Source organism: Pseudomonas eucalypticola (assembly GCF_013374995.1).
GTDB classification, from domain to species: domain Bacteria; phylum Pseudomonadota; class Gammaproteobacteria; order Pseudomonadales; family Pseudomonadaceae; genus Aquipseudomonas; species Aquipseudomonas eucalypticola.
On sequence record NZ_CP056030.1, the window covers coordinates 2136297 to 2147437 of the forward strand.

An 11141-nucleotide genomic window follows, 5' to 3' on the forward strand; every position below is an offset into this window, starting at 1 on the left:
CGCGTCGGCGGTGCACACGGCCTGTCGAGTGGGACGCGGCGCCCGTGACGCAGCCTGGCGGCCACTGCTAAACCGTGGGTGTCATGCCAGCCCGTTGCGCTGGGCAATCGCCCCCAGCACCCGGGCGCTGCCCTTCATCTCGCGCTTGAACGTCGCACGGTCCACGGCCACCAGGCCAAACTTGGGCTTGTAGCCAAACAGCCACTCGAAGTTGTCCAGCAAGCTCCAGTGCACATACCCCAACACCGGCACCCCGTCGTGCATGGCCCGCTGCAGCCCGGCCAATGCCTCGGGAATGTACGCCTGGCGCCGCGAGTCGTTGGCCGTGTTGATGCCATTTTCGGTGACGATCACCGGTTTGCCCGTGGCCTGGTGCGCATAGCGAACGGCGCCTTCCAGGGATGCCGGGTAATATTCCTCGCCACTATCGGTCAATTCCGCACCCTTGGGCGGTAGCATGGCGCCCTGGGCATTCACCTGCTGCCGGCCATAGTTCTGCACGCCAATGAAATCCGCCGAGGTCTTGGCCGCTTCCATCCACGGCCCGTAGACGCTTTCGCGCTTGGCGTCGCGCTGGCTGTCCGGGCCCACGGCCTGGTCGTCGGTGATGGACAGGCTGACGCCCACCCACGCCTGCGGCGCCGCCGATTTGATCGCTTGATAACCTTTGCGGTGGCCTTCCAGCATCCGCTTCAGCTTGGGCTGGTACTGGCCGAAGTTGGCCACCGAATAGTTGGCGCTGCCGGTTGCCCTGGCTGCCGCTTGCAGCATTTGCGCTTCCACGGCCTTGAACGCTGGCGGGAAGGGCAGCGGCAGCCAGTCCAGGATCGCCAGGATGTTGGGTTCGTTGAGGGTGGTGGCGTAGCTCAAATGGCTGCCCAGGTGGGTGGCCGCACGCTCGCAGAAGCGGGCGAAAAGGTCCGGGGCCCCGTCCGCCTCCCAGCCACCGCGTGCGGCGAACCAGCGCGGCGTGGTGAAGTGGTTGAACGTGACCATGGGCGTGATGCCGCGCTCAAGGCAGCTACCCATCATGCGTTTGTACAGATCCAGCATCGCCACGGAAAACTGGCCCTCGGTGGGCTCGATGCGTGCCCATTCCAACGAGAACCGGTAGGTGTTCAGGCCCATGCCTTTCACCAGGTCCACGTCTTCGTTCCAGCGGAACAGGCTGTCACAGGCATCGCCGGAGCGCTCGGCGAACACCGTGGGGGTCACCTGTTCCAGTAGCCAGACATCGGCGTCGCTGTTGTTGCCTTCTATCTGGTGCCCGGCGGACGCGGCCCCCCACAGGAAGCCTGCGGGAAAGGCCGAGGTCTTGCCGGCGCCGTAGCCCAGGCCCGGCAGGCTGGCGGCCAGCGCCAGGGTGGCGCCACCGACCAACACGTCACGGCGGCTGAGTGGGGCAGAGGTATTTTTCACGATCTCGATTTCCTTTTTACCAGTGTGTTCTTCAGCGATGCATGCCCGAGTCAAGCCCCAGGAAACTTTCCAGCTGGACATGGAACAGGAAGCCCGCCGACACGCCGGCCTTGGGGGCAATGCCATCGAACGGGTTGACGGTGTTGATCGGGTCCCAGGTGTACATCACATAGGGGCTGACCACGACCCCGCGGGTCAGGATCAGGTTGGCGTCCAGCTCCAGTGCGTATTCGCCACCGGGGCTTGTGTAGTCCTGGCCCACCGAGCGGTAGGCGGCGTTGATGTACTTCTGTTCATGGTCGCTGAGTTGCACCCAATGGGCGCTCAGCGAGTAGGTGTCATAGGGGCGTGACTTGAATGGCGCGGACAGGATCAAGCCGGTGCTGACCTGGTTGGGAATGCCGTTGGGCACATCCTCTTCGAACACGTGGCTGCCGGCGAAGTAGGCGCTCAGGGCCGTGGGCGTCATGTCCTTGGACTGGCCGCCATCGGCGCGCCAGAAGGTTTTCTTCAGGCCCAGGTAAAAGCCGTTGAGGCCGTTGGTGGTGGCGGGCGCATGGGCCGAATCGCTGAGCTGCGCGGTGCCAGCCGTGGTGTAGTACGGGTCGTTGCCGTCGCGGGTGTTGTGGAAACCCACCAGTTCATAGGATTGCGGATACGCCGTGGTGGAAAAGTCGGTGCGGTAGGCCACGTTGGCCAGGTAGGTGGTGGACATGTTGCCGCCCGAGGAGCCAGCGCCACGTTCCCAGCCATTGGCGAAGGGATAGGCGTCGTTGACCCGCCAGGTGCCCACCTGAGCGCTCAAGGCCGGGGTGAACTGGTAGTTGAGCCGTGCGCCCCAGTTGGCATAAGGCGATGGGTTGGCGCCCGCGGCGTCCGGTAGCGTGGTGCAGCCCAGGCCGACGTTGCACAGTGGCAGGGCAAAGTAGTTGCCGGCATTGCTGATACCGCCTTCCACCGTCAGTTGGTCCTGCAGCAGCTTCTGTTCCAGTGTGAACAGGGTCAGGTGGCTGACGCGGGGAATGTACGGGCTCGACTTGCTCGACAGCACGTCACCGGCTTGCGCGCCGAAATCCAGGTTGTTGCGGTACGGCACGTACAGCTCATTGAAGTGCAGGCGGGTGCCGTGCCAGCCCAGGATTTTCTCCAGATCGACGTCCACGCCCACATCGAACAGTGTCAACGACTCGTGGTTGCCGGTGTCGGTGCCCACGCCCGGGTTGGCCAGGTAGAACTGGGTCAGCCCCAGGTGCGGGCTGACGCCGTGGTCGTCCAGCCATTTGCCTTGTTTTTCCAGCGGGGGCGGGGTCATCACCGGAATGAAGGAGTCCGGGATGGCAACGCTGGGGCCAATCGGCTCGCCCGGGTATTCCAGGCTGGCCAGTTCAAGCTGCGCCAGGTCGGCAAAGCTGGGCGTTGCACACAACAGCGAGACAGCGAACAGCGAATACGGGGCGTATTTGTTCATGGAGACCTTCTTTTTTTATTGTTGTGGCTCTGTTCACAAGGCGCACGAGTCCCTGGCCGGCGCAGGCGGCACGTTCGGCAATGCTTGCGGTGGATCAGGTATCAGGGATGCGGGTGGTCGGATGGCCAGGGCGGGTTAGCCACGCAGGGAGTGTCGAGGGCGCACGGCATGCTGCGGGGAGCAGCGTCTACCGCTGCCTGGAGCTGGGTAGTGGTCATGGCGGTCATTTTTATGATTGTTGGTGCTCAGAATCCTATACAGAAGTAAATACGCACGCAATATAAAATATTAAAATTTATGTATCCTCATTCCGTACAATATCTCAGGCGTGGTCGCCGGTGGGAGTGGGCGAGGTCCGAGGCAATCTGAGGACTAGGGGCATATACGCTTCGAGTCGATTTTTCAGCAGGCGCAGTCCCGCCGTCCGAAAAGGCAACCTATTGAAAATGATGAAGAATCTTTAACGGTTGCGTAGAACTTTCCTACGCAAGATGGTCTACTTGAGGAGATTTTTGTCGAAACTGACACAGTCGGCGCCGCGGCCGCGAGGTCGATTCAGATTCAACGGTTTACCAGAGACCTACCTGACTTATGAAATTCTACCGCCCCTCCATCGTGCTCGCCGCGGTGCTCTCCCTGGCGACGGCCGGCATGGCCTGCGCGACGCAAACCCAGGCGCCGCTGGCCCCGTCGCTCGTCCAAGGCCCTGCGGCGAATCCCCGAGGCGCATCCAACCCGTGGCCAGATGTGCTGAGCATGGGCAGCCAGCCTTCGAGCGAGTTGGCTTACGACGACCACTACCGGCGCGATGGCCACTGGCAGTCCCGCCAGGAGCAGATTCGCCGGGAACGCTGGCGCCGTGAGCAGGCGCGCCGCGAGGCGCAGCGTCGTCACGAGTGGGAACGCCGGCATCACCACTACCGCTAGGCCCGCCCACGCCTGCGGCGCCAGGGGCTGCTACGGGTAGCGCCCCTGGCTCATCCCCGCGCCCACGGCCGCAGCCATACGCCCAGCCCCACCAGCAATACCACCCCGCACACGCAACTGACGCCCAGTTGCACCCACAGGCCAGGTAACGGGTGCACCACCAGCCCCGCCAGCAACATCGCCACCGCGCCCAGCAACCAATGGCTGCGCCACGGCAATTGCCCCAGCAGCTGTTGGCGGCGCATCAGCAATACGCCGGTCAACAGCACACCACACAAGGCCGCCATGGCGATGCCGATCAGGCCGAACACCCAGGGCAGCAGGCCCAGCAGCACGGCGTTGAGCAGGCTGCCTGCCAGTTCGCAGTTGAGCGGCATGCGGGTGTCGCCCGCCGCGTAGGCGTAGCGCGCCAGCAGAGCGTTCCAGGCACCAAACATCAGCGGCGCACAGAACCAGGCCAGCAGTTGCGGCAAGGGGCCGTCGGCCGACTGGTTGGGCAGCAGCAGGGTGACCAGCGCCGCCGAAGCGCCGATCAGCCCGGTCACGGCTGGCACGGTCAGCAAGGTTGCACTGCTCAACCCCTTGCGCAGCAAGGTCAGGCGCTGCTCGCCGGCGCTGCCGCTCATCAAGCCGAGCAACACCTGGTTCAGGCTCATGAGGGCAATCAGCGGCAGGTTGATCAGTTTGCGCGCCAGGTTGATCCAGGTTACCGCGCCTTCACCCAGCAGCGACGCGACCATGCGCTCCAGCAGCGCCAAGCCCTGGCTGGCCAGGTTGCTGCTCAGCAACGGGCCGATGCGGTGCAACAGCTCACGCACCGCGCCTGGTGCCTGCTCGCGTTGCCACGGGCGCCAGCCGGCACGCAGCAGGGAAGGGGCCAACACGGCGGGCATCAGCCAGCTGCCCAGCACGCAGGCACACGCCAGGCCCGTGGTGGTGGCGTCGTGGCGCAACACCGCCAGGTACAGCACTGGCGGCAGGTTGAAGAGCAACGAGCCCAGCCCCGCCAGCACGAACCGCGAGCGCGCCTGCAAGGGGACGCAGAACAGCGCATGCAGCACGAACCCCGGCGCGCACCAGGCCAGCCAGTGCAGGGAACTGGCGGCCCGTACATAGCCGTCGCTGTCCAGGCCGGGGCCGATGGCGCGTACCAGCAAGGGGGCGGCCAGGCTCAGAAACAGGGCTAGCCCCAGGCCCAGCACGAACAGGCGGGGCACCAGGGCGCCCAGCCAGGCGCGCTGGCCCTGGGCGTCACGTTGCTGGAACAGCGGCAATGCCGCGGCGCTCAACAGCCCGGCGGCCAGCGCCATGCGCAGGGCTTCGGGCAGGAACAGCGACACCAGAAAGGCGTCGCTCTGCGCGCCGGCGCCCCACGAGGCCACCAGCAGCCATTCCCGGGCAAAGCCGGCTGCCAGGCCCGTGAGGGTGGCCAGGGTCAACCACAACGTCGAGCCAAACATGACAGGCCTCAGTGGAACAGGGTGAACAGGCCTTTGCCGCCCACCTTGTAGTTGAGGTTGCGGCAGCGTTCACCTTTGACCTCGGCATTTGGCCCACCGACGATGGCGTACGGCGCCACCGGCTTGCTGACCACGCTGTTGCCGCCGACGATGGCGCCTTCGCCGATGTGGGCGCCGAAGGACAGCAGCGCACGGCTGGCGATCCAGGCGTAGTCCTCGATGTAGATCGGCCCGCCCACGGCCCAGAACTCCGGGGCCTGGGTGTCATGGCCGCCGGCGATCAACAGCACGTGGGAGGCGATGGTCACATGGTTGCCGATGATCAGCCCGCCGCGGGCGTCCAGCTGGCAGTGCCAGCCCACCACGGTGTCGTCGCCAATGCGCAGGCCGTCGACGCCCAGCACTTCGGTGTTGCGCCACACGGTGGACCCTTTGCCGATTTTCGCGCCCCCCAGCCGCAACCAGGCCAGGCGAAGGGTATGGCTGGGGATCTTGCAGATCAGGATGTTGTAGGCCTGCTCCCAGGTGCGCAGCATGCGGTCGCGCAGGGTTGCCCAGTTCTTGCCGTACAGCGGGATCAAGGCGCCCTTGAGCTCGCGGCCCAGCAGCGCGTAGAAGCGCCGGGCCAGCGGGTGTTCGATGCGCGGCTCAATGTTCACATAACTGATGAAACACAGGATATCGCCCTTGAGCGGTTGTTCGAACGCCACTTCGTTGGCCAGCATCCAGTCGTAGGCCGCTGCCAGTTCTTCGTGGCTCACTCCCATCTTCAGGGCATATTCAGGCAAGGCCTGGCGCAGGTTTCGCGAATGATAAAGCCGATGTCTCATGGGCGGTTTCCTGGTAGTGCAAGAGAAGTGGCAGCGGTGGCGCGCAGGCGCTTGGCTTCTTGAAGGTTCAAGCCCAGCAGCAGCCAGAACAGAGCGACGAGCACCATGGTGAAGCTGAAGTAGTGGTCGAACAGGCCGCTGACCAGCGCGGCCAGCAGGCCAATCAGGGTACCCATCCACAAGGCGTTGTCAGGGGTCAGCACCAGGGCCTTGGTGGTAGGGCGTGTGTACTTCCACCAACTGCGGACCACCACCAGGAACATCACCAGCCCCAGCAAGCCCAGCTTGTAGATGTAGTTGAGGTACAGGTTGGAAATACCCCACAGGGTGGTGCCGGGAACCGGCGGGTCGACCTTGAAGCCGATACCCAGCGGGTACAGGGCCATGGCGCGGGGGAAGTTGGCGTACTCATCGAAGCGCACCGAGGTACTGGCGTCGTTGCTGGAGAACAGGTCCATGACCCGGTCTTGCAGCGGTGGGTAGAACATCAGCAACAGCGCCGCGCCGACCACGGCCACCATCAACGCCCGGCCGGTGTAGGGAACGCGCTTGCGCGCCAGCCAGATGAGCACCAGCACCAGGCTGACCAGCGCGCCCCGGGAACCGGTCAGCAGCAGGCCGACCAGCCCCAGCAGGGTGACGGCAACGCCCAGGGCCTTGGACCAGCCGGTGCGGGTCAGGCCGAAGCAGGCGGCCAGGGGCACCAGCAACGCCATCGCGCCACCGGTGATGTTGGGGTGCGTCCAGGGCGACGCCATCCGCCCCGATAGGCCGGCCAGGCCTTCGCTCAACTGGTCGACGGAGCCGTAGCCCAGCCGCCCGAGGATGCCGGTGAGGGTGTCGGGGGTGCGGTCCTTGAGGTACACCGGAATTGCCAGCAACAGCAGCCCCAGGGTACCCAGCAACAGGGCGATGACCAGTTGCTCGCGCTTGCGCGGGGTGTCCAGCAGGCGAGGTACCAGAAACAGCGTCGACAGGTTGAACAGCCACCGTACCCAGTTGACCGGACCATTGCCGGCGGCATCGATGACGACCTGGCCGACCACGAAGGGCAGGGCGCTGAACAGCATGAACGCGATGACCATGCGCTCGGTGTGCAGGGCCTTGGGCGCGCGGTGCATCTGGCCGAACAGATGCTGGGCCATCACGCTGGCCCACACCAGCATCACCAGGGCTTCGGACACGGTGGTGCGGATACCGACGTTGACCGTGGTGTAAGGCAGGAACGTGGCGATCACCGCGAACAATAGCAACCCCCACAGTGGCTTGCGCAGGATGGTGACGACGGCAGCGATGCCGACCATCACCGCCATCACCTTGGGCGCCGGCAACAGCCAGGCCAGCACACCGAAGACGACGCTGACGATCAGGGCAAGCGGGAAAGCCATGGGCATCAACGCAACTCCTCGAGCAGTTCATCGAAGCGGCGCCGGTAGGCGGCTTCGCCGTACCCCTGGGCCCAGGCCTTGAGCGGGCCGGCGTCCACGGCGGGCTCGGCAGCCAGGCGGGTCATCAACGCCACCAGTGCCGGGGTGTCGGTGGGGGAAAAGCGCGGGCTGTCGGCCGGGGTGATTTCATCCAGGGCCGACCCGGTCGCGACCGCCACCGGTGTACCCAGGCCCAGCGCCTCGATCACCGGCAGGCCGAAGCCTTCGGCGTAGGACGGTTGCCACAACCGCGCGGCGCCGGCATACAGCGCCTGCAACTGGGCGTCGCTGAGGTCGCTGACGAAATGCAGGCCATGCAAGTGCTGCTGGGCGCTGGGCAAGTGTTCGCGGGCGCCGACCAGCACCAGTTCCGGTGTGTCCGGGTTCTGCTGGCGCGCCTGTTGCCAGGCACTCACAAACCAGGGGATGTTCTTGCGCGGCTCGCGGGTGCCCACGGCCAGCCAATAGCGGGCGGGCAGTTGCAGGCTGCTGATGTCGCCGGGTTCGCCACTGAACGGCAGCACCAGGTTAGGCAGCACCCGCACTTTGTCGCGGGCCTGGGGAAACAGCTTGACCAGTTCGTCGGCGGTGTACTGGGAAGGCACCCACACCCGGTCCGCGACCTTCACCGACCAACCGATCGACAGCTTGTCGGTGTAGCCATAGACGCGCGCCTTGAGCTGCGAGCCGTGGGCGTTGGTGAGGGTCAGCTGGAACAGGTCGTGCAATTGCAGCACATACTTCAGGCCCTCGGGCTTGCGGCCCAGGGGCAGGCCCATGTTGAAGTTGGCGATGTAGGTTTCGATGCCCGCTTCGCGCAGCGCGCCGGGCAGGAAGCCGGCTTCGAATTTCAGCCGGATGGGCAGGCGATGCAGGCCCTGCAGCGGCGAACCCCAGCGCGGGCAGTGCGCCTTGCGGCGGATGCGATGGTCTTCGGGTGCCACGGTGAACAGTTGCAGTTGCACGGCCGGGTTGGCCCGCAAGGCAGCTTCCAGCGCCAGGGTCTGGCGGCCGATGCCGCTGTTGGGGTAGCTGGTGGCGGGGCGGTAATCCAGTCCTATGCGCATACGCTGGTGTCTTCCATAGGTTGCAAAAGGCGAGAGTAGACATGTTCGAGCTGGGCCGCGGCGACGGCCCAGTCGTGGTGGCCGCGCACATAGCGGCGCGCGGCGTCGGACAGGGTTTGCAGGCCGGCGGGGTCGCGCACCGCGTCGGCCAGCAGGTGCGCCAGGCCGTCGGCGGTTTCGCTGCCCAGGTAGTGCTGGCCGTTGGTCACGGCCAACCCCGACACGCCTTGGCCGGTGGTAACCACCGGCAGGCCGGCGGCCATGGCTTCGAGTACCTTGAGTTTGGAGCCGCCGCCCTGGCGCAGCGGGGCGAAAAACACCGCGGTCTGTTCTTGCAGGGCGCGCAGGTCGGGCACGAACCCCTGGAAGTCGACCCGCGGGTCGGGCCAGCGTTCGCGCCACTGGGCCGGCAGGCCAAAGCCGCACACGGCCAGGCGCACGTCGGGGTTCAGCGCCCACACCTTGGGCATGATCGCTTCCATGGCCCATTCCACGGCGTCCAGGTTGGGGCTGTACTCGTAATTACCGATAAACAGCAGACGCTGGCTGTCGAATGCCGGTTGCACGGTGGCGTAATGGGGGCAGTCGACGCCGTTGACCACCACCGATGCCTGACGCTGGAACAGCGTCTGCATCTGCTCGGCGTCGGCTTCGGTCACGGCCACCAGTTGCGTGGCCTGGGCGAACACGCGTTTCTCCCAGCGCCGGTAGCGCCACTGGTCGTAGGCGGTGAAGGGCTTGAGCCAGGCCGGAAAGCGGTCATAGCTGGCCGCGCCCAGGGCCGACTCGATGTTGTGCTCGGTCAGCAGGAACGGCTGGCCATGGCGGCGCAGCGCCGCTTCATAGGGTTCGAAGGCATAGCTGTGTTCGATCTGCACCACGTCCCAGCGGGTAGTGAGCAGTTGGTCGAAATAGCGCTCCAGCTGGGGGGCCAGGCCGTTGATGCTGGCCAGCATCGGGTAGGGCGCGGCCACCACCGCCATCAATGTCTTGAGGCTGCGCAGCGGGCGGCGCGGCAGCACGATCAACTGTTCGAGAAACGGCTCCAGGGCGTTGCGGGTGGCCTGGTCGACGTCGGTCTTGGCTTGCACCAGCAGGGTGATACGGTGCCCGCGCGCGGCCAGGCTGCGCAGCAGGTGGTATTGGCGGGTCTTGCCGCCGCTGGTGGTTGGCCAGGGCAAATAGGGCAATGTCCAGAGAATGCGCATTGAATCGTCCTTGTCACCAGACCAGCATCTGCAGGCTGGTCTTGAGCGGAACACTGATGCCCTGGGCGTTGGCCAGGTCGGTGCGGGTGCCCTTGAGCGGGTCGAACAGCGCCGCCGAAGTGACCGATGGCAGCGTCACCGAACTGCCCGACGCGCTCCAGAACAACCACAGGTGGCTACCGTCGGCGCGGGTCCAGGCGACGTTGTAGAGGTCGCCTGGGCCGTTGGTGTAGGTGGGGGCGTCTGCCGGCTCCAGGCGCGCGCCGGTCACCCCGAGGAAGTTCTTCAAGGCGGTGTACACCGGTTTCGGACTGCCATTGATGTCCACCAGCCCATAGTACTGGTCACGCGCCGAGGCACGGGCGTCGAGGTCGCTGAGGTTGAACAGGAAAATGCGCTGGTAGTCCATGGCGCTCATCAGGGCCAGACGGCGCAGGGTGTAGTCGGCCTGGCCGTCGACCCCGATGATGGCCTGCATTTCCACCGGCCCCGCGTAGCTGGACCAGCCCCACTCGGTGGCCCACACCTGGGTCACGCCTTTGGCGTGCAGCGCGCTGTTGATGTAGTTGCCGCGCTGCAGAAAGTCCTTGGCGGTGGTGTCGTCGCCCTCGGGGTATTCGGAGTAGGGGTGGTAGGCGGCGACGATGTTGGCGGTGGGCAAGCCCTGGGTCAGCAGGTCGGCCAGCATCAGGCCGTCGGTGCTGTGCATCTGGCTGTAGTAGGCCATGCCCGCGGTGGCCACCGGTTTGTCAGGGATGGCGTTGCGAATCGCCTTGGCCGTGGTGAACAGCAGGTTGCCATAGGCGCTGGGGTCTTCCTTGGGCAGCCAGATGATGTTCGGCTCGTTCCACACCTGCCAGGTGTTCACCTGCGGGTAGCGTTTGGCGAGCATGGTCATGCGGTCGGCGAACAGGCTGAAGTCGGTGGGCGGGTACTGGTCGCGGCTGGCGACGTTGGTGGGCGCGCTGCTGTCGAAGCTGGCCGAACCCACCATGTACGCCAGGATGTTGTACTTGTGCGTGGCCATGGCGGTCATCGCACCGTCCAGGGCCGTGAGGTCGAAGTTGTTCTGGGTGGGCTCGATGATCGGCCAGTGGATGGTCAGGCGCACCCAGGTCAGCCCCAGGTCGTCCAGCGCCGCCATCTGTTTCTGATAGACCGCGGGGTCGAAGTACTGGAACTGCGCATTCACCCCCAGGAAGTCACTCCACTGCACCGCTCGCGGGCCCTTGAGGGTGATGTCCGCCTCGGCCTTGTCGCTCCACTGCAACGCACTGAACGCCACGGCGACGGCCAGCAAGGCAGGTATCCATACGATCGGCTTCTTCCACATGG

At 65.5% G+C, this 11141-nt stretch carries 9 protein-coding genes; 1 reads left to right on the forward strand and 8 read right to left on the reverse strand.

The annotated features are described in order from the left end of the window. Positions 1–81 precede the first annotated feature (81 nt). Together HWQ56_RS09885 and HWQ56_RS09890 are read right to left on the reverse strand one after the other, a co-directional pair. Positions 82–1419, reverse strand: coding sequence for a glycoside hydrolase family 1 protein (locus HWQ56_RS09885; protein ID WP_199267068.1), 1338 nt, complete (start codon positions 1417–1419; stop codon positions 82–84). A gap of 31 nt (positions 1420–1450) precedes the next feature. Further along, positions 1451–2887: a carbohydrate porin gene (locus tag HWQ56_RS09890; RefSeq protein ID WP_176570329.1), complete on the reverse strand. Its 1437-nt coding sequence runs from the start codon at positions 2885–2887 to the stop codon at positions 1451–1453. A gap of 591 nt (positions 2888–3478) precedes the next feature. Here HWQ56_RS09890 and HWQ56_RS09895 point away from each other — a divergent pair. Then, complete coding sequence (locus HWQ56_RS09895) at positions 3479–3814, forward strand: hypothetical protein (protein WP_158153894.1); 336 nt, start codon at positions 3479–3481, stop codon at positions 3812–3814. Positions 3815–3864: 50 nt separating this feature from the next. Here HWQ56_RS09895 and HWQ56_RS09900 read toward each other — a convergent pair whose 3' ends face one another. Genes HWQ56_RS09900 through HWQ56_RS09925 form a run of 6 tightly spaced genes read right to left on the reverse strand, consistent with a single transcriptional unit; the run spans position 3865 to position 11139 of the window. After that, positions 3865–5274 (reverse strand): lipid II flippase MurJ, encoded by a 1410-nt coding sequence (locus HWQ56_RS09900; protein ID WP_158153895.1) that lies wholly within the window; start codon positions 5272–5274, stop codon positions 3865–3867. A gap of 8 nt (positions 5275–5282) precedes the next feature. Beyond that, positions 5283–6104: an acyltransferase gene (locus HWQ56_RS09905; protein WP_158153896.1), complete on the reverse strand. Its 822-nt coding sequence runs from the start codon at positions 6102–6104 to the stop codon at positions 5283–5285. Then, positions 6101–7498, reverse strand: a complete 1398-nt coding sequence (locus HWQ56_RS09910; RefSeq protein WP_176570330.1) for an O-antigen ligase family protein — start codon at positions 7496–7498, stop codon at positions 6101–6103. The genes HWQ56_RS09905 and HWQ56_RS09910 overlap by 4 nt, the downstream gene beginning before the upstream one ends. Next, complete coding sequence (locus HWQ56_RS09915) at positions 7498–8598, reverse strand: glycosyltransferase family 4 protein (RefSeq protein ID WP_176570331.1); 1101 nt, start codon at positions 8596–8598, stop codon at positions 7498–7500. Before HWQ56_RS09915 ends, HWQ56_RS09910 begins: the two co-directional genes overlap by 1 nt. Next, positions 8589–9806: a glycosyltransferase family 4 protein gene (locus tag HWQ56_RS09920; RefSeq protein WP_158153899.1), complete on the reverse strand. Its 1218-nt coding sequence runs from the start codon at positions 9804–9806 to the stop codon at positions 8589–8591. Before HWQ56_RS09920 ends, HWQ56_RS09915 begins: the two co-directional genes overlap by 10 nt. 13 nt (positions 9807–9819) lie before the next feature. Then, on the reverse strand, positions 9820–11139 hold the full coding sequence (locus HWQ56_RS09925; protein WP_158153900.1) for a cellulase family glycosylhydrolase: 1320 nt from the start codon (positions 11137–11139) through the stop codon (positions 9820–9822). Positions 11140–11141: the final 2 nt, after the last annotated feature.